Origin of the sequence: Sphingopyxis sp. OAS728, from assembly GCF_014873485.1 — a bacterium.
GTDB lineage: Bacteria > Pseudomonadota > Alphaproteobacteria > Sphingomonadales > Sphingomonadaceae > Sphingopyxis.
In genome coordinates, this window is record NZ_JADBDT010000001.1 from 3,647,941 (window position 1) to 3,671,665 (window position 23,725).

Sequence of the window (23,725 nt, forward strand, 5' to 3'; positions counted from 1 at the left end):
CATTGCTGGATCGCTGCTGTGGGGGGATGCAGGTGGGCCGATTGAAGACATCCGCACCGAAGACGCAACGGCTTCGTGCCGCGCTGGCGCTTCTTGCTATTTCGGCGGTTGCAGGCGTTGCGCTCGCGGAAAGGCCGGCTTTCGCTCTCGATCCTGACCGCGGCATCGACCAGTATCGGCATACGCGCTGGACCCGTGACGATGGCGCGCCCGCCCCGATCCACGCCATCGCGCAAACGCCCGACGGATATCTGTGGCTGGCAAGCGGCGAGGGCCTGTTCCGGTTCGACGGGACCGCCTTCGAGCGAATGGATGCAGCCGTCGACGACCCGACCGGAGGGCCACGCACGCTCCTGGTTGCAAAGAACGGCGACCTCTGGACGAGCTACTCGGCGTCGGGGCGGTTCGCTGTCTACCGCCGCGGCAAGCTCTCCTTCGTCCCGACCCCGCGCTTCGACGGGGAGGTGGTGCATATGATCCAGACGCCGGATGGCGATATCTGGGCGGCGATCGGGCAGGTCGGCAGGCCGCTCCTGCGATATCGGAAAGGCTCGTGGACCGAAATCCAGCCGACGGCGGGCCTCGGGCGGGACAGCAACACCGGCCTTGCCGTGACGCGCGACGGGGCGCTCTGGGCGGCCTACCGGGACAAGATCTTCCGCAAACGATATGGAAGCGAGCGCTTCGAGCTTATGATTTCCGAGCCCGGCATGCGGTCTCACCTCGCCACCGATCGGGACGGGCGGCTGTGGGCGCGCGACACGCTCGGCGTCAGGCCCGTGACAGGCCCCGGCGGCCACTGGTCGGGCAAGCCCGCCGCGTTCAACTATCCGACCAACAAGGTCCGGCGCGGCTTCACCATCAAGTTCGACAGGGATGGAAACCTCTGGGTCGCCCGGCGCGGCGACGGGATCGAACGGCTGCGGATGCCTTCCGCGCTCGGCCCGGACCATGCGCCAGCCCCGTCGACAGAATTTCTCGCAGCCGATGGCCTGACGTCGGATGCGACGATCGCGGTCTTCGAGGATCGCGAGGGAAATATCTGGGTCGCGACGTCGCTCGGGCTCGACCGGTTTCGTAACGCCAATGTCGCGGTCGAGAAGGTGCTGACCAAGCCAGCCGCTTATGGTGACATCCTGCACGTCGCCGGCGATGGAAGCGTCATCATTGCGCAGGCGGACAGCATCTATCGTGCCCGCCCGCGCGCTACGCCCGAGCTCGTGGAGGGCGGCACCGGCGAGCCCGAGGCGATTTGCGATGGACCGGAAGGATCGATTTGGGTCGTGCTGACCGACCGGATACTTGTCATGTCGGGCGCATCGCGGCGCTCGCTCGCCCGGCCGCTGGGCACCGAGACGGGGATTTACGGATGCGGTCTCGATCGCTGGGGCCGGATGTGGATGACCGGCGCGGGAAGCGGCCTCTTCAGGCAGACCGCGAATGGCTGGTTCAACATGCCGGCCAAGACCGAAAAGCAGGAATTCTATCCGACCCAGATGGTGCGCGATCCCGCGCAGGGGGATGTCTGGATGATCTGGGGCACCGACCGTTTCGCTCGTCTCGATGCCGAAGGCCAGACTCTCGTGACCGCCAGTCGCCCATCGCTCGGTACGATTTATACGATGGCGCCGACCCGCGCCGGCATATGGATCGCCGGAGCGGATCGCTTCGGCCGCCTGAAGGATGGCAGAATCACGTCCTTCGGCTTCGGTCGCGTGCCGGGGTTGCGCGGCGTCAACGGGATCGTTCAGACGGCCAAGGGGGAGACATGGGCGCTCGGCTATAGGGGGTTCGTGCGCATGCAGTCGGACGAGGTCGAGCGAGCCTTGAGCGATCCGAGCTACACGGCACCCTACCGCCTGTTCGACTTCGTCGACGGCCTTCCGGACCGCTACGCCCGGCAAAGCATGCAGTCGATCGTTCAGGGTGGCGACGGGCGAATCTGGGGAGCGACGCTCGCCGGGACGGTGTGGATCGACCCCGCGCACATCACGTCGAACAAACTGCCGCCCCCCGTCGCAATCGGCACTCTGATCGCGGACGGCGTGAAATATTTCGATCCCAAGGAGGTTCGACTTCCAGCCGGCAGCTCGTCGCTGACCTTCGGTTTTGCCGCGCTCAGCCTCGGCGTGCCTGAACGCGTCCAGGTCCGTTACCGGCTGGAAGGTCAGGATGCGGAGTGGGTGGATCCGGGGCGCCGCCGACAGGCGAGCTATACCAATCTTGGACCCGGTACCTATCGCTTCCGCGTCATCGCCGCGAACGAGGATGGCGTCTGGAACCGGAAGGGCGCGGTACTCGAGGTCACCATTCCGCCGACGTTCCTGCAGTCAATCTGGTTCAAGATGCTCGTCGGGCTTTTGCTGCTCGCGCTCGGCGCCGTCGCCTATCTGTTCCGGATCCGGCAACTCGAGGCGCGCCTGCAGGGCCGTTTCGACGTCCGGATCGCGGAGCGCGAGCGCATCGCCCGCGAACTGCACGATACGCTTCTGCAGGGCTTCCAGGCGCTCATGCTCCAGTTCAAGGCCGGGGTTAACCGCCTGCCGGCAAGCGAACGGCAACCGCTGGACGAAGCGCTGACCAAGGCGCAGGGTGTCTTGATCGACGGCCGCGACCGCGTGCGCGACCTCAGAGCCCCGCGCAGTGACACCGGTTTGGAGACGGCGCTTCTCGAACTCGCCCGCGATATCACCACAGGCTCCGGCATCGACGTGCGGATGACCAGCGAGGGGACGCCGCATGGTCTTCACCCGATCGCCTTCGAGGAGATCGAGCGGATCTGTGAAGAAGCGATCCGGAATGTGGTCCATCATTCAGGAGCAAGATCGCTCCGGATCGACCTGCTGTGGGGTACCCGCGACCTCAAGCTCGCCTTGCGCGACGATGGCAAGGGTATCCCCGAGGAGGTTGCCTTGCAGGGCTCGCGCGCCGGTCATTACGGACTTGTCGGGATACGCGAAAGGGCCGAGCGCATCGGCGCCGATCTGACGATAAGCAGCGTGCCGGACCGCGGAACCGAGGTGTCGCTGTCGATTCCGGCCCCTGCGGCGTATGGCGGCCGTCCTGCCGGTATCCTGCAGCGGCTTCGGTCTCTGCTCCCTTTGCGAAAGCCCCTGTCTTGAAAACAGACCATCCGATCCGGCTCCTCATCGTCGATGATCATGTCATGCTGCGCGAGGGCATTGCGGCCATCGTCGCGCCCGAGGCGGACATGCAGGTTGTCGGCGAAGCCGAGGATGGCGCCGAGGCCGTCGAGCTCCACCGCAAGCTGCGGCCCGATGTGACGCTGATGGACCTTCAGATGCCGCGCATGTCGGGGATCGACGCCATCGCGGCGATACGTTCGGAATCGCCCAATGCCCGGCTCGTCGTCCTCACCACCTATTCGGGGGACGTGCAGGCGGTCCGGGCTCTCAAGGCCGGGGCCTGTGGCTATCTGCTCAAAAGCTCGCTTATCGACGAGCTGCTGACGGCCATTCGCTCGGTCCATGCGGGGCGCCGCTATGTTCCGGCCGAGGTTGCTCAGGAAATCGCCATTCACGCCGCCGAGGAGCCGCTGAGCCCGCGCGAAATCGCGATTCTCGAGCAGGTCGCGACCGGCAAGGCGAACAAGCTCGTCGCCTGGGAGCTCTCGGTTTCGGAGGAAACGGTGAAGGCGCACCTGCGAACCATCTTCATCAAACTCGGCGTCGCCGATCGCACGCAGGCGGTCACGACCGCATTGCGCCGGGGTATCATCACGCTTTGATCTGCGGCTCTAACCAGCTGGCGCTGCCTAGCGTTGATCTGGTCGCCCGCTTCTGACGCGCGCGTTGAGCTCGGCCCATGAGGCCTCGGTCCCCGCTTCCTGCGCCCGGTTCACATATTGCGATGCGACCAGCCACCCCTTGATCGGCCGAAGAGCGAGAAGGCAGGGGAGGGTCATCAGCGGAAGCGAGACGAGGAGGTGGATCCACCAGGGCGGGCGCAGCATGACTTCGAACCCGACGACGAGGAACAGCAGCGGGAAGGCAACGAAGCAAAGCGCGAAAAAAGCGGGCCCGTCGTCGGGAGCCGCGAAATCATAATCGAGGCCGCAGCTCGGACATATATGCTCGATCTTGAGCCAGCCCTGAAACATGCTTGCCTTGCCGCAGCGGGGGCATAGCCCGCGAAGCCCGACGCGATATATCCAGCGCCAGTCGCGCGGCTCCTCGCATCCGCTATCGTCAGGCGAGGAACGCAAGCGACGTTTCCCAGAGGCGCTCGGCATTGCCGGGGTCGAGGGCATAACCCGCGACGCCGCCACTGAAGTCCGTCGGCCTCGCCACGATACGCGGTGCCTCGTTGCAATCCTCGAAATAGAGCCCGCTGACGCCTTCGAGCAGGGGGGAGGCTGCAAGGAGGACCGACGTTGCTGCGCCCTGCTCGACGGTCTTTCTGCGTTCTACCGGTGTGCGCAGCCCGCCCGTATGCTGCTGGAGACCGGTTGCGATCGCACCCGGGTTGAGCGCGTTCGACACGATGCCATCGTCCTTCCAGCGGCTCGTTATCGCGACCGCGAGGAGCGCGCAGGCCGACTTGGACTGCCCATAGGCACTGATCGGCGTGTAGGGGATGAAGTCGAAGGCAAGATCGTCGAAGAGCACCGGGCTGAACCAGTGTCCGCTCGAACTGAGCGACACCACCCGCGCACCCTTCGCCGCGGCGAGAGCCGGCCGGAGCCAATGGGTCAGCGCGAAATGGCCGAGATAGTTGGTCCCGAACTGGAGCTCATGTCCCTGCGGCGTTTTCTGCAGGTCGGGCGTCGCCATGATCCCGGCGTTGTTGACGAGAATGTCGAGAGGCCCGTGCCAGTCGTCGGCGAAGCTTTTGACCGAGCCGAGGTCGGCGAGATCGAGCCGCCGGACGTCGATCGCCGCATTGCCGGTCGCGGCGCGAAGTGCATCGGCAACGGGCTGGGCAGCTTCCGGCCGGCGAACGGCGAGGGTGACCGCCGCGCCCGCCGATGCCAGCGCGCGCGAGGTCTCGACACCGATACCGGCAGCTCCGCCGGTTACGATCGCGCGCTTCCCGTGAAGGTCGACACCCCGGACGACCTCGGCGGCCGTGCTGTGAAAGTTGAACGGGGTCGAAAAGGTCATGATTGCTCCTTGCCGGGAGCGGCCTCACACGAGGCCCCTCCCGGATGCTGGACATCAGCGCTTGAGGAACGCGGCGATGTCCGGGTTGATGATGTCGGGATGGCTGGCGAACATGCCATGCGGCAGGTCCTTGTAGACCTTGAGCGTCCCTGCCTTCAGCAGCTTGACCGCGAGCGGCGCCGAATCCGCGAAGGGAACGACCTGGTCGTCTTCGCTGTGCATCACCAGCGTCGGAACATCGATCAACTTCAGGTCCTCGGTGAGGTCGGTTTCGGAAAACACCTTGATGCAGTCATAATGCGCCTTGGTTCCGCCCATCATACCCTGGCGCCACCAGTTGCGGATCAGACCTTCGTATATCTTGGCGCCGGGCCGGTTGAATCCATAGAAAGGTCCGCTCGCCACATCGAGGTAGAATTGCGGCCGGTTCGCGGCGAGCGCGCTGCGGTAGCCGTCGAACACCTCGATCGGTGTGCCGCCGGGATTATTCGGCGTCTTGAGCATCAGCGGCGGGATGGCGCTGATGAGCACCGCCTTGGCGACGCGCCCTTTGCCATGGCGCGCCACATAGCGCGTGACTTCGCCGCCGCCGGTCGAATGGCCGATATGGATCGCATTTCTGAGATCGAGCGCGGCGACCAGCTCCGCGACGTCGGCGGCGTAGGTGTCCATATCATTGCCATGGTCGGTCTGCGTGGATCGGCCGTGGCCGCGGCGATCGTGGGCAATCACCCGGTAACCCTTCGCGAGGAAGTAGAGCATCTGGTTGTCCCAGTCGTCCGAGCTCAGCGGCCAGCCATGGTGGAAGACGATCGGCTGACCCTCGCCCCAATCCTTGTAGAAGATTTCGGTGCCGTCCTTGGTGGTGATCTTGCCCATGGGTTTGCGTCCTTTCTGGGTCGAGGGATGGGATGCGGCCGCCGGCGCGGCGGTGGCGGCAATCGGGAGCGTCGCGGCGACGGATGCGCCGACCGCGCCGAGCAGGATGTCGCGCCGCGAGCCAGTAAATGCGGTCGGCGCGGAAGCTTGTTGGGTCGTCATGTCGTTTGTCCTCCTTCGGTTTTGAACTTCCTGAGATTGGGGGGGAGCATCTCCCAGAGCCGCACCAGCTCGCCGACCGAGCGCGCCCGCAGCTTGCGCTTGAGATTGCCGCGATGGATCTTGACGGTGATCTCGCTGATCCCGAGATCATAGGCGATCTGCTTGTTGAGCTTGCCGAAGGCGACGGCGCCCATGACCTGCCATTCACGCGGCGTCAGCTTCGCGACCCGCTCCATCGTCTGGCGCGCCGAGCGCTCGGCTTCACGCCGTGCCCGGTCCCGGTCGAGACCGAGATCGACCGCCTCGAGCAGGGCATTCTCGCCGACGGGTTTGAGGAGAAAGTCGACCGCCCCATTCTTCATCGCGCGGATGCCGGTGACAAAATCTCCGCCGCGCGAAAGATAGACGATCGAGCGCTTGAGGCCGCGCTCGCGCAGAAATTGCTGGAAGTCCAACCCGCCGGGAAGCCAGGCGTCGACGAGATAGCAGGTCGCGCAGTCGGGGAGCGCGGCCTCGAGCATCCGTGACAAGGAAGAAAAGGCGATAGCGGAATGACCCGCCCCGCTGAGGCGGCACAGCAAGCTGTCGCGCGTCGCCGCATCGCCGTCGACGATGATGACGAGCGAGTCCGCTTCCGCTGCCAGCGCGCCTGCTGGCGGCGACGACGGTCCGCTCGTCGCTACGAGGCTTGCCGCGTCGGGGCGGGCAACTCCCAGTCCAGGATAGCCGCGGAGTGGGGGACGGAGAGGCGTCCTGGACTGGGGGCCGGGGGAGAGCAGGGGAGTCATCGGAAAATCGGTCCTTCTCGACGCGTCTGTCTGAGGCCATAGTCTGCTTTCCGGGCCCTCTCGCCCATCCCGATGCAAGCTAGACAGGCTATCCCAAAGCGGGTGTCGGGCATGTTGCCCTCTGCGGGCAAAAGCAGGCCGCGGCGCGGGCTAAGCTGCGATCAACACTCCAATCTATCGGTTATCGTTGCGGCCGGCGGAGAGGTCTTGAGACGGCGGCCGCACCGTCACGGGTCGGACGGAGTGCCGGGACCCGATCCCGTGCTCCGTCCCGGCACCACGATCGTCTTGCGGCCGAAGAGCAAGGCATCGACCGACCACGAACCCGGCCCGAGCAAAGCGAGCGCGAATGCGTCGAGCATCCGGACCGTCAACGGTAGGATGCCGCCGGCGGTTGCGTCGGTCAGCGCCGCGAGGCAGCAGATGGTCGCAAGCAGACGCGCCCGGAACCCGCATAGAAGTCCCGCGGCGAGCAGGCCGACGCCGATCAGTTCCCAGGCCGGTGCGGAGGTTCGATGTGTGTTCGCGAGGAGCGGGATGGCGACCGTTAAGCGCAGCAACAAGAGTCCAAGAGCCGCCGCGCCTCCGGGAAAGGAAGAAACGATCGATCGCATGCGACCGGCTTAGGCAATCGCATGTCGTAATATAATGTCGAATGGGGTATGCGGCGAATAGACTTTCGGGTGTCGCCGCCGGCGTGCCGTTGGTCTGACCTGCGGCCGTTTCTGCGGCGCAAAGTGGGAAGACGTGGATGGGACGTGTCGCAGGACAGGTCCCACCGGGTAAGTTCGGGTCGCATTCGGTGGGGCCGCGAGGCCATTGGCGGGTTGTCGCGTCGCTGCTTGCGGCGGCGCTGTCGCTTGGTTCACCGGGGGCGCTTGCTCTCGATCCCGAACGGAGCATTCATCAGTATATTCACACGAAATGGGGTCGCGCCGAAGGGGCGCCCTCGCCGGTCACCGACATTCTTCAGACCCGGGACGGCTATCTCTGGATGTCGAGCGGCGCCGGTCTCTACCGGTTCGACGGAATCCGCTTCGAGCGGATGGACGGCGGCGTCGACATCGCGATCGAAGGGCCGCCGGTGCAGCTCTTCCTCACGCGCAGCGGCGATCTTTGGGTCAGCTATCTCCTGTCGGAGCGCTTTCGGATCTATCGGCGTGGCAAGCTTGTCGTCGTGCCTTCGCCCCCGACCAACGGGCAGGTCGTCGACTTCGCCGAGACACCGGACGGGGCGATCTGGGCCGCAATCGGCCAGATCGGACAGCCGATGCTACGCTATGCCAAGGGACGCTGGAGCCGTGTCGATCCGACAGGAGGCGCGCGAAAAAGCAGCTACGATACGCTCGTCACCGGCGATGGCGCCCTTTGGACGTCGTATAATGACGCGCTTTACCGGCTGCCGGCCGGTGCCGCGCGGTTCGACCCCTTTTTCACCAGCCCGGGTGCGCGGATGCGGATCGTCACCGATCGAGAAGGGCGGCTCTGGATTACCGACAAGGGTGGAAGCCGGGCGATAACCGGGCCGGGCGGGCGGCTTGGCGACGCGTCGCCGTCAATCGCCTATCCGAGCGACGCCTTTCGTCGCCGCGGAAAGACCCTTTTCGATCGCGACGGTAATCTCTGGGTTGCGCGTCGCCGCGACGGGGTCGAGCGGTTGCGCGAACCTCCCGGCGGGGTACCGGCGGAGGCGCCGCCATGGGAATTTCGGGCCGCCGACGGGCTCACCTCCGACACCACCCATGACATTTTTGAAGATCGCGAGGGCAATATCTGGGTGGGAACGGCGCTTGGCCTCGACCGCTTTCGCAATGCCAATGTCATCGTCGAGCCGGCCCTCGACAAACCGGCCGCATATGGCGACATCCTCTACGCCGACCGCAACGGCGTCATCTATATCGGGCAGCGCGATGCTGTTTATCGCGTCGCCCCGCGCGGGGCTCCGGTCGCGATCGTCGCCGGCATCAGCGAACCGGAAGCGATCTGCGAAGGGCCGGATGGGGCAATATGGATTGTCGCCGCAGACGGGATCACGAGCTGGAAAGAAGGGGTCGTCCGCCAGATCGCGCCGCCGAGCGAGCGCGAAGACGGCATTTTCGACTGCGGGCTCGACCGGTGGGGCCGTCTCTGGATGAGCGCGGCGGGCAGCGGCCTTTACCGCTGGGATGCCGGCAAATGGCAAAATCTTCCTGCCGATCGCGCCGCAGGCTTTTCGCCGATGCAGATGGTGCGGGGCAGCGAAGGCGATCTGTGGGTGCTGTGGGGGAAGAACAAGGTGGCGCGGCTCGGGGGCGCTCTGCCCGAGCTGCACGACGTGGCGAAAAATCCCGCGCTTGGCGCCGTTCGCACTATCAGTCCCGCACCCACCGGGCTGTGGCTCGGCTACGACCGGGGCCTCGGACGGCTCGACGAGCGCGGTCTTGCGACCGCCGACATTCGTCAAATCCCCGCGCTCGAAAGGGCCGCGGGCGTTTTGCAGATGGGCGCCGCAGAAACATGGGTCTTCGGCGAGATGGGCGTGAGCCGCCTCGATACGGCTGCGGTCGAACGTGCGCTTCGCAATCCGGCAGTCATTCTCCGCGCGCGCAGCTATGGCTTTCTCGACGGGTTGCCGGACGTGCGCGCGCGCGCGCGCAATCGCGGCCTCGTCGCTGCCAGCGACGGACGCCTCTGGGCCTCGACCGACGCCGGCTCGGTCTGGATCGACCCCGCGCGCCTCCATTCGAACGCCCGGCCCCCGGGTGTCGCCATCGGGTCGGTGACGACCCGAAAGACCCGCTTCCTCGATCCCGTCAATCTGACGCTTCCAGCCGGCACCTCGCAATTGTCGATCGGTTTTGCGGCGCTGGCACTCGGCATGCCCGAGCGGGTTCAGATTCGCTACAAGCTGGAAGGCCAGGACGACCAATGGGTCAATCCGGGTATGCGGCGGCAGGCTTTTTACACGAATCTCGGCCCGGGCGACTATCGCTTCCGCGTCATTGCCGCGAACGAAGACGGTGTCTGGAATCGCGAGGGCGCTACGCTCGCCTTCAGCATCGCCCCGACCTTCGTCCAGACGACAGCCTTCAAATTGCTCCTTCTCGTTGCCGGCCTGGCCGGCGCCATCGCCCTTTATCGGTTCCGGATGCGCCTCGTCACTCGCGGCCTCCAGGCCCGGTTCGACATCCGGATCCAAGAGCGCGAGCGCATTGCCCGCGAGATCCACGATACATTATTGCAGGGCTTTCAGGGCCTGGTCCTCCGCTTCCAGGCGGTCGCGAACAGCCTGCCGCAAGGCGCTGCCGCCCGCACCGCGCTCGACGATGCCCTCGAGCGTGCCGACGCGGTGCTCGTCGAAGGACGATCCCGCATCCGTGACCTCAGGCTCGAACCGTCCGAGACCGATCTGGCCCGCGCGCTCGTTGCGCGCGCATCTGAAATCGTCGGTCCCCGGGGACCGCGGGTCGAACTGACGCACGAAGGGGCCGCGCGCTCGCTCCACCCCCTGATCCGCGAAGAAGTCGAACGCATCGCCGAGGAGGCGATTCGCAACGCTGTCCAGCACGCGCAGGCCTCGCGGATCGAGATCCTGCTTCATTGGGGCGCGCAGGAGCTTTTGCTGGCGGTGCGCGACAATGGTATCGGCATGCGTCCGTCGATCCTCGACGATGCCCGGCGCGGCGGCCATTTCGGACTGACGGGCATGCGCGAGCGCGCCGAGCGCGTCGGGGGGCGGCTGACGGTCACGAGCCGCGAAGGGGCGGGAACCGAAATCGCGCTGACATTGTCGGCGCGCGCCGCCTACAGGAATTACGACCTGTCGCTCTTCGACCGGCTGCGGAGAGCCTGGAAGGGAGGGTCAGCGCCATGACGGGTAAAGCCATTCGTATTCTTACCGTCGACGACCATGTCATGCTTCGCGAAGGCATCGCCGCCATCGTCGCGCAGGAGCCCGACATGGAGATCGTCGGCGAGGCATCCAATGGAGCCGAGGCGGTCGAAGCGCATCGGAACCTTCGGCCCGACGTCACGCTGATGGATTTGCAGATGCCGGTGATGCCGGGGCTCGAGGCCATCGCTGCGATAAGGGCGGAGAGCGAAAATGCCCGCATTGTCGTGCTGACCACCTATGAGGGCGACGTACAGGCCGTCCGCGCCCTCAAGGCCGGGGCTTGCGGCTTCCTTCTCAAAAGCTCGGTTCGCAAGGAATTGCTCGAGACTATTCGCGCCGTGCACGCGGGACGCCGCTATCTGCCTGTCGATATCGCCCAGGAGATTGCGATCCATGCAGCCGAAGAGCCGCTCAGCCCGCGCGAGATAGCGATTCTCGAACTGGTTGCCGCGGGCAAGGCGAACAAGATGGTCGCATGGGAGCTTTCTGTTTCGCAGGAAACGGTGAAAGCCCATCTGCGCAGCATCTTCTCGAAACTCGACGTTACCGACCGGACGCAAGCGGTCACGACCGCGCTCCGGCGGGGCATCATCTCGCTCTAGGAAGGCAGCTACCCGGCCGCGCGAACTCATACCAAGGCATGACTACCGATCCCGGGTGATGTGAGGGAAATTCGCCTGGCACGAACGGCTGCCCCCGCAGCTCAGACCAGGAAGGATCAATCATGCCCTTTGTGAACGTCAAGCTCGTCGACGGTGTCTTTACCCCCGAGCAGAAGCATGAAATGGCCAAGGCCCTCACCGACGTCATGGTCCGGTTCGAAGGATCGGAGGCGTTTCGCGAAGTTGTCTGGGTTCTCATCGAGGAACTGCACACCGACGGGTGGCACATCGGCGGACGCCCGTTCGCGGGGCCCGCATCGCTCATGCAATCGCTCGAGAAGTCGAAGGCGATCGTCGAGATGATCGACGGTCAGCCGAAGACCCGCGCCGAATTCGCCGCGCAGCTGCCCCCCGCGAGCTGACGCGCGCCCGGCGCTACCAGGAGGCGGCGGGCCCAGCCGGTCCGCCGCTTCCACCCAGAGGGGGTTCTCATCATGCCTTCATCCTGCGAAGCCGCCCGCGTTGCAGCCGCTGCGGAAATTCTGCCGCCGCTTGCCGTGCCATCGCACTGCGAGGCCGATCATCGGATCGCGAACAGCCTCCAGATGCTTGGCGCGCTTCTCGGTCTGCAGGCGCGAGACAGTGGCAATGAGGATATTGCAGAAGCACTTGGATCGGCTTCCCGGCGGATAGTTGCTATCTCGGCCGTTCATCGTCAGCTCTACACATCGCGCTCCGCGCGTCACATCGAACTGGCCTCCTATCTCGACGAACTTGCGCTGGGCCTGGAGGAAGGGTCATCGCCCGTCCGGCCGGATCGCGCGCTTCAGGTTACGGCGGCGGAGGTTCATGTCGGCGCCGAACAGGCGACGGCCGTCGGAGTCCTGGTGACCGAGCTCGTGCTCAATGCCTGGAAACACGGATATGAGCCGGGTGAGTGCGGCAAGGTTCTGATCGATCTTGCTCGCCGCTCCGATGGCAAATTTTGTCTCGAGGTGAGGGACTTCGGCTGCGGTCGATCAGCAAAGGAGAGCGCAGAGTCACCTGGCCTCGGAACGCGGGTGATCGACGCAATGGCGCGCAAGCTCGGCGGCCGATATTTCTATCAGGATGCCAAGCCCGGCACCGTTTTCATCCTCGAGGCGGATCTCGACATGTGGCTTCGTCAATGAGACTTTTGCGCCGGCCGCGATGACAAAGCTGACCTCCACCGAAACCTTGATCCCGGCACCCGCCGGCAAGCTGTTCGTGCGGGAATGGCGCCTCGAGGCCGTGCACGGCGACCAGTGCATCATCATGTTCCACGACAGCCTGGGCTCGGTCGATCAGTGGCGCGATTTTCCGGCGCGGATTGCAGAGGCCACGGGACTGCGGGTGATCGCTTACGACCGGCTGGGCTTCGGGCGGTCTGATGCAAACCCCCGGCTCCTTGCGCCGGATTTCGTGCGGGACGAGGCGGTATCGGCGCTTCGCTTTATTCGCGACGCGCTTTCGATCGACCGGATGATCCTGTTCGGTCACAGCGTCGGCGGAGGTATGGCGGTCGCGGCGGGAGCCGCGTTCGCCGACGAGACGGCTGGGGTGATCACGCTCGCCGCGCAGGCCTTTGTCGAAGACCGAACCATATCGGGCATCGAGAGGGCCCGGATTGCCTTTCAGGCGGAGGGCCAGATCGAACGTCTCGCAAGATATCATGGCGACAAGGCGCGATGGGTTCTCGATGCGTGGATCGAAACATGGCTGTCGCCCGACAGGGCCGACTGGACGCTCGACGATGATCTGCGCCGCCTGCGGAGCCCGATATTGGCGCTCCACGGCGATCATGACGAATATGGCCCGCGTGCCCATCCCGACCGGATTGCCGCGCTGGCAGGCGCGCGCGCCGAGGCGGTGCTGCTGAAGGATTGTCATCACATGCCGCACCGGGAGATGCCCGACGAAGTCTTGCGGCTCACGGCTGAATTCGTGGAATCGCTCTGACGGCAAATATGCCCGAACCGCCGGTATCCCGATTTGCGCCAAGGATATGACAAGGCCGGACGATCGTTCGATCGCCCGGCCTTGCAGCGCGTTTATCTCGATCAGAGCGCGACGTCGATCACAAGCTTGCCCTGCGCCGAACGGTCGGCAATCGCGGCATGCGCATCGGCGGCTTCGTCGAGCGTGAAGCGACGCGGGTCGAGCCGGGGTACCAGCTTTCCCGCTTCAACCAGCTGCGTCGCTTCGGCCATGATCTCGCCATGATGGGCGCGGCCTTCGCCGCTGAGGAGTGGCAGGAGCGTGAAGACGCCCGAATAGGTCGCAGCCCGGAAAGACAGCGGCGCGAGCGCGTGGGTGCCCCAGCCAAGGCAGCTCACGACATGCCCGAAGCGCTTGACCGCGACGAAGGCGGTGTCGAGAACCGGCCCGCCGACCGTGTCATAGACGAGATCGAACCCGGTGCCGCCAGTCAGCCGCTCGACATAGTCCGCGACCGGTTCCTCGCGGTCGATCGGGACCGCGCCGAGCGAGGTCAAATAGTCGGCGCGGCTTGCGTGGTCGACCGCGAAGACCTTTGCCCCGCGGGCGAGGGCGATCTGGACCGCGACATGGCCGACGCCGCCGGCACCGCCAAGTACGAGAACCGTCTGGCCGGCGCTGACCCTGGCCCGGTCGACCAGCCCTTCCCAGGCGGTAATCGTGACGAGCGGCAGGGCGGCCGCCTCGCGCATCGAGATGTTGGCCGGCTTGCGGGCAAGCAGCGCGGCGTCCACCGCCGCATATTCGGCGAGCGAGCCCTGGACGTTACCGACGCCGCCGGTCATGCCCCACACCTCGTCACCGGGCCGAAAGCCCGTGACGTCGGGGCCGACTTCCTCAACCACCCCGGCAAGGTCCATGCCGAGAATGCCGGGGAAGCTGTGCCGCGCATGTGCCGCCTGACCGGCGCGGATTTTCGTGTCGAGCGGGTTCACGCCGCTCGCATGCACCCGCACCAATACCTGGCCGCTTCCGAGCACGGGACGCTCGGTCAGCACCGACCGGAAGGGCGCATTTGCCTCATCGAGAATCAAAGCCCGCATGGGAGTCTTGGTCATGATGATTTCCTTTTTCATTCGGTGATTTTGACGAAGCCCTGCTGGACGAGCTGGATCGTCCGGGCCATCGCATCGAGGTTGATCCAGATGCCCGGCAGAAGATCGGCATTGACCCAGCCGTTCGCCTTGGCCGTCGCGCCGCACAATTCCATCTGGACGCCCGCCGCCTGGAGGTCGGCGACAAGCTGCTTGTAGGGATTGCCCGTCGCGATGTTGCGCGACGCATTATAGGCATCGTCGTGCAGCGCCACATGCCCGGCATTGGTATGGAAGACCGTGATCACCTCCGAGGCAGCGCCCCAGTCGGCGATGTCCGCCGTGATAAGTCCCAGGTGAAACAGCGCGGCCGGCAGGTCGCCTTCGAAGGCAAGGCCTCCGATACTGTGGACCGATTTCACCTCGGCGAGCTTGACGGGAATATCGATGGTAAGGAGCCTTGCGTCCGACATGATGATTTCCTTTCGCTGTCCGGGCCGGTGCGGACCGGAGGGGAGAATTTGTCTTGCCCGACGAGAATATGCTCTTCCCCGCCCGGGAAAATTCATACGTTGGTTTCGGATTCGGAAGGTCCTGACGACGCGATCGCCCCCGGCAGGGAGGGCTGCCGGGGGCGCACGGGGGCGGGGCCTTGGGAGGACGCCTGGGGCTGGGCGGGCCGCCGCCGCCGTGTCAGGGTGTCAACAGGAGCTTGCCTGTCGAACGTCGCGACTCGATGTCGCGGTGGGCATCCGACGCGGCAGCGAGTGGATAGCTCTGCCCGACATGGAGGCGGAGCTGGCCCGATCGCATCCAGTCGAACAGCTGTCGCGACCGCGCGAGCAGCGCGTCGCGCGTGCGGACATGGTGCATGACCACCGGGTAGGTGATCTTGATGCTCTTCGGGATCGAGAAGGGATCTATCGGCGGCAGCGGCTCCATGAGCGGCCCGAACAGCGCGAGCGTGCCATGATAGTCGACGAGGTCGAGCGAGGTGCCAAAGCTCTCGGCGCCGGTGCCGTCATAAACGACGTCGACGCCGCGGCCGCCGGTAATCCCTCGCACCTTGTCGCCGATCTCGTCGCCGCGCCCCACGAGCACATGATCGGCGCCGGCCTCGCGCGCGAGCGACACCTTTGCCTCGCTCGATACGCGCGCGATCACCTCGCCGCCGAGTAGCTTGATCATCTGCGTGAGTAGCAGGCCGACGCCTCCCGAAGCCGCATGAACGAGTGCGACGTCACCTGGTTTCACGGGGTGGCTTTCGAACACCAGATTGCTCGCGGTGAGGCCCTGCATCATGATGCCCGCGCCATCTTCGAACGCGAGATCGTCAGGGAGGGGGACCAGCTGGTCGGCCGGGGCAATGAGCTGTTCGGCATAGCTCCCCCAGGCGAAGTACCAGGCGACACGGTCGCCGGGTCGAATGTCGACGACCCTCGGCCCGACCGCCAGCACGGTGCCGGCGCCTTCGACCCCGGGCACGACCGGAGCCGACTTGCCCGGCGTCAGGCCCCGGCGTGTTCCGGTATCCATGAAATTGACGCCGGCGGCGCTGACCGAGACCAGTGCTTCACCGGCGCCCGGCGAGGGCAGCTCGGCTTCTTCGATCCCAAGTGCTTCGGGGCCGCCGAAGGCGCGAACGACAATCGCTTTCATATCTTGTCTCCTTGCTCTCAGGCCGCGCCGACGGCGCTGCCGCGCTGCGCGATCGTGTCGATCAACCGGTGAAGTGCGACGGCATCGTCGAAGCTTGGGGCAAGCGACGTCCCCCCGAGCATGTCCGAGGCAAGCCGTTCATAGGCGAGGGCGACGCTCTGCGCCGGGCCGGCCTCGAAACGCGTCGCGCCATAGCGCTCGGGAATTTCGAGGGCGTGGAGGGTCTCTTCGCCGCGCGCACCGCGCAGTTCGAAGTCGCCGATCCCGACATATCCGACGGGCGCGGTCAGGATAAGATCGCCGGCGGTGCCGTTGATCTCGACGAGGAAATTGGTGCCGCGCGACAGGCCGCCACGGAAATGCGCCGAAAGCGCTGCGCCATTGCCGAGCCGGCCCGCGACCATCACCTGGTCGGCGACGGTCATCGGGACTTCGGCGCCGGTCTCCTCGATGCGGATGGTGGGGCGTGCGGTGCCGAGCACCGCCGACAGCGTATCGAACTCGCTGCCAAGAGCATGCAGAAGGCCGTCGAGCGAGTGCGCGAACGGCACGTTCAGCATGGCCGCGCCGCTTGCCGGATCGAGCGTATAGGCGAAGCCCTCGCTCAGCGTCTCGCCCCAGACGATGCCCGAGCCGATCATCGTCGCCGAGAGCGGCTTGCCGACATAGCCTTCGGCAATGAGGTCTCGCAGATAGGCGAAGGCCGGGATGGCGCGGGTCTGGAGACCGATGGCGGTGCGGACGCCATGCTGCGCTGTGAGATCGCGCATCGCAGACGCCTCGGCGAGGCTCGTCCCGAGCGGCCATTCCGAAAAGACCGCCTTTCCGGCAGCCGCCGCCTTCGCGACGAGATCGCGGTGCTCGAGCACCTTCACAGCGACGACGACAAGATCGACGTCGCCCTGGGCCACCAGCTCGTCGGCGGAGCCGAACGCATGGTCGACGCCATATTTGGCGGCAGCCGCCGCGGCGACCTCGGCGCTGTGATGGCTGACGGCGGCGATGCGATATTGGGGAAGCTGAAGCAGGGCGGGGACATGGGCCGTGCTTGCCCAGCCCTTGTCGGGGTGAACGCCGATGATGCCGACGTTGATACGATCCTTGGTCATGATGAATTCCTATGCCTGGCTGATGTCGAGGATGGTGCGGCGCAGCTCGAGCTCGGCGATGCGCCAGCCGTCCGGACCACGCTCCCAGATTTCGTGATAATGGCCGTAGCCGTTCATCCGCGCGGTCTCGTCGGGAGCTGCGTCGGGGAAGACGATGACGTCTTCCATCGACCAGACCGCGGCCACGCGGCCGTCGGGGAGTTCGTCAATCTCGGCGTTATGGATCTGGTGGATCGAGCGGCCCTTTGCGAGAAACTGGCTCGACAGGGCGACGAATGCCTCGCGCTCGTCGAAGGCGAACAGGAGATCGCCGTCGGGGCCGAACATGCGTATCTTCGGCGCTTCGGCGAGAAGCCCCGCGAAGGCCTCCCACTGCTTGGTGTCGATGAAGCGGCAGTAGCGGGCTTTCGCCGCTGCTATTTCGTCGGCCGGGCTTTTTGTCGTCATCATTTTGTTCCTGCGTCTGGAGGGGAGAAAAGCCGGAGCAGGCGCCGCCCGCGTTGTACGGGTCGGCGCTGCCCTTCGGGTTCGGGTCAGCTCTCGATGAAGGCGAGGAGGTCGGCGTTGACCTGCTCCTTCATCGTGATCGGCATGCCGTGCGGGCCGCCTTTGTAAATCTTGAGCTGGCCCTGCGGGAGGAGGCCCACCGAGAGCCGCGCCGAGGCATCGATCGGGACGATCTGGTCGTCCGAACCGTGGAGAACCAGCGTCGGGATCGTCATCCGCTTCAGGTCTTCGCTATAGTCGACCTCGGAAAATTCATGGACGCAGTCATATTGGCCCTTGAGGCCGCCCATCATGCCCTGCAGCCAGAAATGGTCGCGGGTGCCTTCCGAAATCGCCGCTCCGGCGCGGTTGTAGCCGAAGAAGGGCGTCGTCAGATCCTTGTAGAACTGGCTGCGGTTGTCGAGCAGCGCGGCCCTGATGTCGTCGAAGGCCGCGAGCGGCGTCCCGTTGGGATTGGTCTCGCTTTGCAGCATGACCGGCGGCACGGCGCTGATCAGAACCGCCTTGGCAACGCGGCTGGTGCCGTGACGGCCAATATAGTGGGCGACTTCGCCGCCGCCCGTCGAGTGGCCGACGAGAATGATGTCGCGAAGGTCGAGCGTCTCGATCAGCGCTGCGAGGTCGTCGGCATAATGGCCCATGTCGTTGCCGTCCCAGACCTGGTCGGAGCGGCCATGGCTGCGGCGATCATGCGCGATGACGCGATAACCGCGTTCGCCGAGAAACTGCATCTGGCTGTCCCAGGCATCGGCCGAGAGCGGCCAGCCATGGCAGAAAAGGACGGGCTGGCCGGCGCCGAGATCCTTGTAGTAGATCGACACGCCGTCGGGGGTCTTGATGAAGCTCATGATCCTACTCCTTGCTCATGCGCGAGAGATTTCGCGGGATTGGCGGGAGCATTTTCGGGTCGCGAGGACACGCTTCCCATCATTCTTAGGTTTTAATTATGGCGCGGCCGGCTCAGTCGAAGATGTTCGCCGCGGGCGGGTCGCTCGCCGGAAAACTGTCTTCGAGCGCATGATCGATGCGTTCCTCGGTCACGGCACGCGGATCGGGTGTCGGCGCGGCTTCGGCGTCGGGGCGCTGGCTTGCGGTATCGGATTTCGACATGATCGGTCTCCACGGCGGACACGGCTGTGCCGCTTGCGGAGCGAAGATAGGATCGCCGCGCGCCATGATGATTCACATCTTGGTATGACTGGACGGCCCTGACGCCCTGCGCAGGATCAGCGGTTGAAGCGGCTCGCCGATGCCTCGCGCGCGCCCAGTTCCTCTGCCATCCGGACGAGGTCGGCGAGCGAGTCGGCCTGCATCTTGCGGGTCATGTTTCCGCGGTGGATCTTCACCGTGATCTCGCTGAGCCCGAGACGCGCGGCGATCTGCTTGTTCATCAGGCCGGCGGTCACCAGTCCCATGATTTCACGTTCGCGGTTGGTGAGGGCGTTATAACGCTGGCGGGTGCCGTCGAGCGCCGCGCTCGCGGCGCGCCGCACTTCGTCCTTGCGGATTGCATCCGATACGGCTGCGAGAAGCACATCGTCCGAAAGCGGCTTGGCGAGGAAATCGAGCGCGCCCGCGCGCATGCCGCGCACGGTCATCGGGATGTCGCCATAGCCGCTCATCAGGATGACCGGCACGGCGATCTCGTTGCCGGCGAGCTCTTCCTGGAAGTCGAGGCCGTTGGCATCGCCGAGGTTGATGTCGAGAAGCAGGCACGCCGCACGATCGACACTCTCGCACATGACGAATTCCGAGGTGGAGGCGTAGGTCTGGACCGAGAACCCCTCCGAGCGGAGCAGGCTCTCGATGCTGCCGCGGATGTCGGGATCGTCGTCGAGCACGCACACGAGCGGCGGCAGCGGCGGCGCGTTTTCGCACGCCGTGTCGGCGCCGCCGCGGTTTTGCCTGATCAGCATAACACATCCTCCAGCTTGTCGATGAGAAGGTCGCCGTCGATCGGCTTCACGAAGAAGCCGGCCACGCCCTGGTCCTCGGCGTCCCGGCGGACGACGTCGGTCGGAAAGGCCGTCATGAGGATCACCGGCAGCGACGGCCGGTCGCGCGCGATCTTCCGGTGGAGTTCGAGGCCGTTCAGCCCGGGCATGTTGAAGTCGGTGAGAAGGCAGTCGATGATGTCGCGGTGGGACGAGGCAAGGAAGCTTTCCGCGCTGCGAAAGCAGAACGGGCGATAGCCCGCCGAACGCAGCAGGCTTTCGATGCTGGTGCGGACATCTTCATCGTCGTCGACGACGCCCACCAAATTACTCGGCACGTCACTTCTCCTGACAGGAGCCTCCGCAACAGCAGCTGCGTGGCCCCGCCGCCATCATACCTAAGGATGATGTGAGTCCGGTATAGCATGGCGGCGGCGGCTCCCACCCGCCTAAACCGCGACCGGGATGGTGAAGCTGATCGTCGCCCCGCCGCCGGGATTGTTGGCGGCGGAAATGCGCCCGCCATGCGCCTCGACGATCGATCGCGAAATCGACAACCCCATGCCCATTCCGTCGGGTTTCGTCGTGTAAAAGGCGTCGAACAGGGCATGCGGTTCGATCCCGACGATACCGCTGCCGCGATCTGCGACAGCGATGTGCGCCATGCCGTCCGTATCGATCGTAGCCGTAATCGATATGTCGCCCCCCGGTTCGGCCTCCGCGCTCGCATGGATTGCGTTCATGACGAGGTTCACCAGGATCTGCTGGATCTGGATACGGTCGGCCGCTATGCTGATGTCCGAGGGCTCGATTTCGGTGCGGATCGTGATGCGCGCCGCGCACGCCTCGCGATCGACAAGCGCCAGCGCTTCATCGACGAGCTCGGAGAGCGAGATCGCTTCAATCTGGGCGCTGCCCTTGCGCGCGAGGCTGCGCACCCTCGCGATGATCGCACCCGCGCGCTCGCTGTTCGCATCGATCCGTTCGATGCAGTTGCCGACTTCGTAAAGGTCGGGCGTATCGCGCTTGAGCCAGCGGCGTGCCGATTTCGCATAGGTCATGATGGCCGAGAGCGGCTGATTGACTTCATGGGCAATGGAGGCCGCAAGCTGGCCGAGGATCGATACGCGCGACGCATGGGCAAGCTCGACCATGTTGCGCTCGAGCCGCGCGCGGTCCTCGTTTCGCTCGGTCATGTCGATGGCCATGATGAGGACGCGAGACCAGGGCTCGCCTTCGGGAACCAGTCTCACCCGCAGAACCACGTCGAGCGGCTTGCCTTCGAGATTGTTGATCCGCGTCTCGACCTCGACCAGATCCTCGCCGCTGGCCAGCCGCGCGAAAAGCGTCGCAAGCGCGAGGCCGTTCGTCTCGGGATAGCGCGCGATGACATTCTTCCCGATCAGTTCGCTGCGATCGGCAACACCGAACAGTGTCGCGGCCGCCTGGTTGGCCTCATGGATGTGCGGCGTTGCCGCCACCTTCCGCAGCAGGTCGGGATTGGCGAGGAGATAGGCCTCCAGATCTTCGCCATCCGGAGCGATCGTCTCGAGGAGCTGGCGCACCCCGGTCCAGTCGGTCTCCCACGCCGCGAACCCCGCGGCATCGAAAATGGCCTGATACCGGTTTTCGGAGGCCCGCCGCGCCGCATCGGCCCGGCGCTGCTCGGACAAGTCGATGCTTGCCTCGATCAACCCGTCCGGCGCGCCGGCGAGATTGCGTCGGCGCACCATGCGGGTCGACACCGCGAAGGGCACGCCGTCCTTCCCCGTGCCCGCCATCTCTTCGGTGAGCGCGCCGCTCTGCTCAAGCCGTTGTTTCGCGGCGTCGCGCGGGGCCTCGAGTGTGATGAGGTCGTCATAGGCCCGGCCGATCGCCTCCTCGGCGGACCAGCCATAAATTTGGGCGGCGCCTTCGTTCCAGCCCGCGACCCGATCATGGCGGTCGAGGACGATGACGCTGTCGTGCGTGAGTGCGAGGATATTGGCCTGTTCGCTGCACAGCTTCCTCGTGTTGAGAATGCCATAGGACAGGATGGTGGTGACGCCGATTGCGGCGAGGCTGACGCCGAGCCGGACATGCGCGGCGCCGACCGGCTCGCCCCAATGACCGGCAAGGAAGGCAATCATTGCCGCGATCGCGGCGACTATGCCGCCCAGAGCGACCATTCCCGGTCTGCCTGCGCGCGTCAGCAGGATGATGCAGACCGTGTACAGGACGGCGATAGCCCCGCCGAGCGGGCTGAACATGTCGACCGCGAAGATGCCGATGCCGAGCGCGAGTGCGAGCAGCGCGAACGCGGTTGACCCTGTAAGCTTCGTCCCCATCGGACCCCTCCGGACGGGCAGCATGCATGCCGCTTGTCTCCGCCATCGCACCGGACCCGAGCCCCGAGCAAGCGCAATCGGCAGGTCTAAACCTTCATATTAGTTACTCGCCCTCTCAACTGACCGATGATCGGCTCCTCGCAACAGTATCGGAGTCACATCATGAGCAATATTCTTATTCGCCGACCGGGTCTGGCCTCGAGCGCCCTCCTCGCATTCGCTCTTGCCGCCGGCGCACCGGCGCATGCCGACGAGGTAGCCAAAACGCCCTATGACATCATCAATACGGCAACCGCCGCTTCGCCGGTCACACCCACTGCTCTGCGCGGCAATGTGACCGTGCTCGACGGCGCCGGCGGTTCGATCGTCGCACTCGCGGGTCCGCAGGGGCTGCTGCTCGTCGACGACGGCATCGCGGTGTCGCGCGCGAAGATCGAAGAGGTGCTGACCGGCCTGCGTCCCGGTGGCCTGAACTTCGTTATCAACACGCATTGGCACTGGGATCATACCGACGGCAACGGCTGGGCCCATGAAGATGGTGCGAAGATCATCGCGCAGCGCAACACCGCCGCGCACCTCGACAAAACGATCCGCGTCGTGGAATGGGGGCACACCTTCGATCCGGTGCCGGCGGGTTACCGTCCGGCGATGCTCGTCGACGAAGAGAAGGTCATGACCTTCAATGGCGAGACCGTCGAGATCCGCCATTATATGCCCTCGCACACCGATGGCGACCTCTCGGTCTATTTCCGCAAGGCGAATGTCCTGGCGACCGGCGATACCTGGTGGAACGGCGTCTATCCGTTCATCGACTATGTCGCGGGCGGCAGCATCGACGGCATGATCCGTGCGGCCAACTGGAACATCGAGAAGTCGGGGGCGGAAACGATCGTCGTGCCTGGCCACGGCCCGGTCGGATCGCGCGCCGATCTCGTTGCTTTCCGGGACATGCTGGTCACGATCCGCGACCGCGTCGCGGCGCTGAAGGCGCAGGGCAAGTCGCTCGACGAGACGATCGCTGCCAAGCCGTCGGCCGAATTCGACGCGAAATGGGGCGGCGGGGTGATCAACCCGGCGCTGTTCACCCAGCTCGTCTACCGCGGCGTCTGAACCCTCTCTCCCCCCTGGGCGGCGACCGGACCTCGGTCGTCGCCTTCTTTTTTCAGGCGACGAGCGGTGCGGCGATCGCATTGATCGCCGATATGGCCGCCTGGGGCTCGAGCCGAAGCTGAAGTCCGCGCTGGCCCCCGTTCACATAGATATAAGGCTCGGCAAGCGCGCTTTCCTCGATCGCAGTCGGCACCTGCTTGCGCTGTCCGAAAGGGCTGATGCCGCCGACATGATAGCCGGTCAGGCGCTCGGCATCGGCCGGCGCCATCATCGCGGCCGATTTGCCGCCGAGCGCGGCCGCGAGCTTTTTCATCGACACCTCGCGATCGGACGGGACGATGACGCAGACCGGCTTGCCGTCGACTTTCGCCATCAACGTCTTCAGTACCCGCCGGGGCTCCTCTCCAAGCGCTTCGGCAGCCTGAACGCCGATGCGGTCGGCGCCCGGATCATAGTCATACGTGCGGGTCTCGAAGGCGATTCCTGCCTTATCGAGCGCCCTTGTCGCGGGCGTGGTCCGTGCCATGCCTTCTCTCCATCAATGGCCCACCGCGTGATTGCGGTTTCCGGGGGCTGGCGCATCGGCGGCCGAACCGGG

24 protein-coding genes are annotated in these 23,725 nt (G+C 65.4%); 8 read left to right on the top strand and 16 right to left on the bottom strand.

The annotated features are described in order from the left end of the window. The first annotated feature begins 41 nt into the window (after positions 1–41). Positions 42–3,122: a sensor histidine kinase gene (locus GGC65_RS17375; protein ID WP_192648306.1), complete on the top strand. Its 3,081-nt coding sequence runs from the start codon at positions 42–44 to the stop codon at positions 3,120–3,122. Further along, positions 3,119–3,748 (top strand): response regulator, encoded by a 630-nt coding sequence (locus GGC65_RS17380; protein ID WP_192648307.1) that lies wholly within the window; start codon positions 3,119–3,121, stop codon positions 3,746–3,748. Before GGC65_RS17375 ends, GGC65_RS17380 begins: the two co-directional genes overlap by 4 nt. A gap of 27 nt (positions 3,749–3,775) precedes the next feature. On the opposite strand, the gene GGC65_RS17385 is transcribed toward GGC65_RS17380, so the two are convergent. The 5 genes from GGC65_RS17385 to GGC65_RS17405 all read right to left on the bottom strand — a co-directional run bounded on the left by GGC65_RS17385 (position 3,776) and on the right by GGC65_RS17405 (position 7,515). Further along, positions 3,776–4,120: a DUF983 domain-containing protein gene (locus GGC65_RS17385; RefSeq protein WP_318780183.1), complete on the bottom strand. Its 345-nt coding sequence runs from the start codon at positions 4,118–4,120 to the stop codon at positions 3,776–3,778. Between the two features lie 88 nt (positions 4,121–4,208). After that, positions 4,209–5,123, bottom strand: coding sequence for an SDR family NAD(P)-dependent oxidoreductase (locus tag GGC65_RS17390; RefSeq protein WP_192648309.1), 915 nt, complete (start codon positions 5,121–5,123; stop codon positions 4,209–4,211). A 54-nt stretch (positions 5,124–5,177) separates the two neighbouring features. Then, complete coding sequence (locus GGC65_RS17395) at positions 5,178–6,002, bottom strand: alpha/beta fold hydrolase (RefSeq protein ID WP_192649594.1); 825 nt, start codon at positions 6,000–6,002, stop codon at positions 5,178–5,180. A gap of 158 nt (positions 6,003–6,160) precedes the next feature. Further along, a complete protein-coding gene (locus tag GGC65_RS17400; protein ID WP_192648310.1) occupies positions 6,161–6,952 on the bottom strand; it encodes a response regulator transcription factor in 792 nt (263 codons plus the stop codon). Between the two features lie 227 nt (positions 6,953–7,179). Then, positions 7,180–7,515 carry a hypothetical protein gene (locus GGC65_RS17405; protein WP_192648311.1) on the bottom strand — a complete coding sequence of 112 codons (336 nt, stop codon included), beginning with the start codon at positions 7,513–7,515 and terminating at the stop codon, positions 7,180–7,182. Positions 7,516–7,703: 188 nt separating this feature from the next. Here GGC65_RS17405 and GGC65_RS17410 point away from each other — a divergent pair, with 188 nt between their 5' ends. The 5 genes from GGC65_RS17410 to GGC65_RS17430 all read left to right on the top strand — a co-directional run bounded on the left by GGC65_RS17410 (position 7,704) and on the right by GGC65_RS17430 (position 13,408). Further along, complete coding sequence (locus GGC65_RS17410; RefSeq protein WP_192648312.1) at positions 7,704–10,805, top strand: two-component regulator propeller domain-containing protein; 3,102 nt, start codon at positions 7,704–7,706, stop codon at positions 10,803–10,805. Then, a complete protein-coding gene (locus GGC65_RS17415) occupies positions 10,802–11,428 on the top strand; it encodes a response regulator (RefSeq protein WP_192648313.1) in 627 nt (208 codons plus the stop codon). The genes GGC65_RS17410 and GGC65_RS17415 overlap by 4 nt, the downstream gene beginning before the upstream one ends. Before the next feature lie 122 nt (positions 11,429–11,550). Continuing rightward, positions 11,551–11,850 carry a tautomerase family protein gene (locus tag GGC65_RS17420; RefSeq protein ID WP_192648314.1) on the top strand — a complete coding sequence of 100 codons (300 nt, stop codon included), beginning with the start codon at positions 11,551–11,553 and terminating at the stop codon, positions 11,848–11,850. A 72-nt stretch (positions 11,851–11,922) separates the two neighbouring features. Next, complete coding sequence (locus GGC65_RS17425; RefSeq protein ID WP_192648315.1) at positions 11,923–12,600, top strand: sensor histidine kinase; 678 nt, start codon at positions 11,923–11,925, stop codon at positions 12,598–12,600. 19 nt (positions 12,601–12,619) lie between these two features. Continuing rightward, positions 12,620–13,408, top strand: a complete 789-nt coding sequence (locus tag GGC65_RS17430) for an alpha/beta fold hydrolase (protein WP_192648316.1) — start codon at positions 12,620–12,622, stop codon at positions 13,406–13,408. Between the two features lie 101 nt (positions 13,409–13,509). On the opposite strand, the gene GGC65_RS17435 is transcribed toward GGC65_RS17430, so the two are convergent. From GGC65_RS17435 to GGC65_RS17480, 10 genes are all read right to left on the bottom strand, one after another. Beyond that, positions 13,510–14,505 (bottom strand): zinc-dependent alcohol dehydrogenase family protein, encoded by a 996-nt coding sequence (locus GGC65_RS17435; RefSeq protein WP_225940877.1) that lies wholly within the window; start codon positions 14,503–14,505, stop codon positions 13,510–13,512. Between the two features lie 14 nt (positions 14,506–14,519). Beyond that, positions 14,520–14,954: a DsrE family protein gene (locus GGC65_RS17440; RefSeq protein WP_192648317.1), complete on the bottom strand. Its 435-nt coding sequence runs from the start codon at positions 14,952–14,954 to the stop codon at positions 14,520–14,522. 220 nt (positions 14,955–15,174) lie between these two features. Beyond that, positions 15,175–16,140 carry a quinone oxidoreductase family protein gene (locus GGC65_RS17445; RefSeq protein WP_192648318.1) on the bottom strand — a complete coding sequence of 322 codons (966 nt, stop codon included), beginning with the start codon at positions 16,138–16,140 and terminating at the stop codon, positions 15,175–15,177. Between the two features lie 17 nt (positions 16,141–16,157). Beyond that, on the bottom strand, positions 16,158–17,249 hold the full coding sequence (locus tag GGC65_RS17450) for a Gfo/Idh/MocA family protein (RefSeq protein WP_192648319.1): 1,092 nt from the start codon (positions 17,247–17,249) through the stop codon (positions 16,158–16,160). A gap of 9 nt (positions 17,250–17,258) precedes the next feature. Continuing rightward, entirely contained in the window at positions 17,259–17,696 is a 438-nt protein-coding gene (locus tag GGC65_RS17455) for a nuclear transport factor 2 family protein (RefSeq protein ID WP_225940878.1), read from the bottom strand. An 86-nt stretch (positions 17,697–17,782) separates the two neighbouring features. After that, positions 17,783–18,604 (bottom strand): alpha/beta fold hydrolase, encoded by an 822-nt coding sequence (locus GGC65_RS17460; protein WP_225940879.1) that lies wholly within the window; start codon positions 18,602–18,604, stop codon positions 17,783–17,785. 112 nt (positions 18,605–18,716) lie between these two features. Further along, a complete protein-coding gene (locus GGC65_RS17465) occupies positions 18,717–18,866 on the bottom strand; it encodes a hypothetical protein (protein WP_192648321.1) in 150 nt (49 codons plus the stop codon). A gap of 116 nt (positions 18,867–18,982) precedes the next feature. Beyond that, positions 18,983–19,672 (bottom strand): response regulator transcription factor, encoded by a 690-nt coding sequence (locus tag GGC65_RS17470; RefSeq protein WP_192648322.1) that lies wholly within the window; start codon positions 19,670–19,672, stop codon positions 18,983–18,985. After that, positions 19,666–20,028 (bottom strand): response regulator transcription factor, encoded by a 363-nt coding sequence (locus tag GGC65_RS17475; protein ID WP_318780184.1) that lies wholly within the window; start codon positions 20,026–20,028, stop codon positions 19,666–19,668. The genes GGC65_RS17470 and GGC65_RS17475 overlap by 7 nt, the downstream gene beginning before the upstream one ends. Positions 20,029–20,139: 111 nt before the next feature. Continuing rightward, positions 20,140–22,017 (bottom strand): ATP-binding protein, encoded by a 1,878-nt coding sequence (locus tag GGC65_RS17480; protein ID WP_192648324.1) that lies wholly within the window; start codon positions 22,015–22,017, stop codon positions 20,140–20,142. A 162-nt stretch (positions 22,018–22,179) separates the two neighbouring features. Here GGC65_RS17480 and GGC65_RS17485 point away from each other — a divergent pair, with 162 nt between their 5' ends. After that, complete coding sequence (locus GGC65_RS17485; RefSeq protein ID WP_192648325.1) at positions 22,180–23,127, top strand: MBL fold metallo-hydrolase; 948 nt, start codon at positions 22,180–22,182, stop codon at positions 23,125–23,127. Positions 23,128–23,179: 52 nt separating this feature from the next. Here the strand turns inward: GGC65_RS17485 and ybaK are convergent, their stop codons facing one another. Continuing rightward, a complete protein-coding gene (gene ybaK, locus GGC65_RS17490; RefSeq protein WP_192648326.1) occupies positions 23,180–23,653 on the bottom strand; it encodes a Cys-tRNA(Pro) deacylase in 474 nt (157 codons plus the stop codon). Positions 23,654–23,725 lie beyond the last annotated feature (72 nt).

What these genes read in the sequence shown, in the direction of transcription:
- GGC65_RS17385 (WP_318780183.1), bottom strand. Translation starts at nt 4,120, where the DNA reads ATGTTTCAGGGCTGGCTCAAGATCGAGCATATATGTCCGAGCTGCGGC.
- GGC65_RS17390 (WP_192648309.1), bottom strand. Translation starts at nt 5,123, where the DNA reads ATGACCTTTTCGACCCCGTTCAACTTTCACAGCACGGCCGCCGAGGTC.
- GGC65_RS17395 (WP_192649594.1), bottom strand. Translation starts at nt 6,002, where the DNA reads ATGGGCAAGATCACCACCAAGGACGGCACCGAAATCTTCTACAAGGAT.
- GGC65_RS17400 (WP_192648310.1), bottom strand. Translation starts at nt 6,952, where the DNA reads ATGACTCCCCTGCTCTCCCCCGGCCCCCAGTCCAGGACGCCTCTCCGT.
- GGC65_RS17410 (WP_192648312.1), top strand. Translation starts at nt 7,704, where the DNA reads ATGGGACGTGTCGCAGGACAGGTCCCACCGGGTAAGTTCGGGTCGCAT.
- GGC65_RS17415 (WP_192648313.1), top strand. Translation starts at nt 10,802, where the DNA reads ATGACGGGTAAAGCCATTCGTATTCTTACCGTCGACGACCATGTCATG.
- GGC65_RS17420 (WP_192648314.1), top strand. Translation starts at nt 11,551, where the DNA reads ATGCCCTTTGTGAACGTCAAGCTCGTCGACGGTGTCTTTACCCCCGAG.
- GGC65_RS17425 (WP_192648315.1), top strand. Translation starts at nt 11,923, where the DNA reads ATGCCTTCATCCTGCGAAGCCGCCCGCGTTGCAGCCGCTGCGGAAATT.
- GGC65_RS17430 (WP_192648316.1), top strand. Translation starts at nt 12,620, where the DNA reads ATGACAAAGCTGACCTCCACCGAAACCTTGATCCCGGCACCCGCCGGC.
- GGC65_RS17435 (WP_225940877.1), bottom strand. Translation starts at nt 14,505, where the DNA reads ATGACCAAGACTCCCATGCGGGCTTTGATTCTCGATGAGGCAAATGCG.
- GGC65_RS17440 (WP_192648317.1), bottom strand. Translation starts at nt 14,954, where the DNA reads ATGTCGGACGCAAGGCTCCTTACCATCGATATTCCCGTCAAGCTCGCC.
- GGC65_RS17445 (WP_192648318.1), bottom strand. Translation starts at nt 16,140, where the DNA reads ATGAAAGCGATTGTCGTTCGCGCCTTCGGCGGCCCCGAAGCACTTGGG.
- GGC65_RS17450 (WP_192648319.1), bottom strand. Translation starts at nt 17,249, where the DNA reads ATGACCAAGGATCGTATCAACGTCGGCATCATCGGCGTTCACCCCGAC.
- GGC65_RS17455 (WP_225940878.1), bottom strand. Translation starts at nt 17,696, where the DNA reads ATGACGACAAAAAGCCCGGCCGACGAAATAGCAGCGGCGAAAGCCCGC.
- GGC65_RS17460 (WP_225940879.1), bottom strand. Translation starts at nt 18,604, where the DNA reads ATGAGCTTCATCAAGACCCCCGACGGCGTGTCGATCTACTACAAGGAT.
- GGC65_RS17465 (WP_192648321.1), bottom strand. Translation starts at nt 18,866, where the DNA reads ATGTCGAAATCCGATACCGCAAGCCAGCGCCCCGACGCCGAAGCCGCG.
- GGC65_RS17470 (WP_192648322.1), bottom strand. Translation starts at nt 19,672, where the DNA reads ATGCTGATCAGGCAAAACCGCGGCGGCGCCGACACGGCGTGCGAAAAC.
- GGC65_RS17480 (WP_192648324.1), bottom strand. Translation starts at nt 22,017, where the DNA reads ATGGGGACGAAGCTTACAGGGTCAACCGCGTTCGCGCTGCTCGCACTC.
- GGC65_RS17485 (WP_192648325.1), top strand. Translation starts at nt 22,180, where the DNA reads ATGAGCAATATTCTTATTCGCCGACCGGGTCTGGCCTCGAGCGCCCTC.
- ybaK (WP_192648326.1), bottom strand. Translation starts at nt 23,653, where the DNA reads ATGGCACGGACCACGCCCGCGACAAGGGCGCTCGATAAGGCAGGAATC.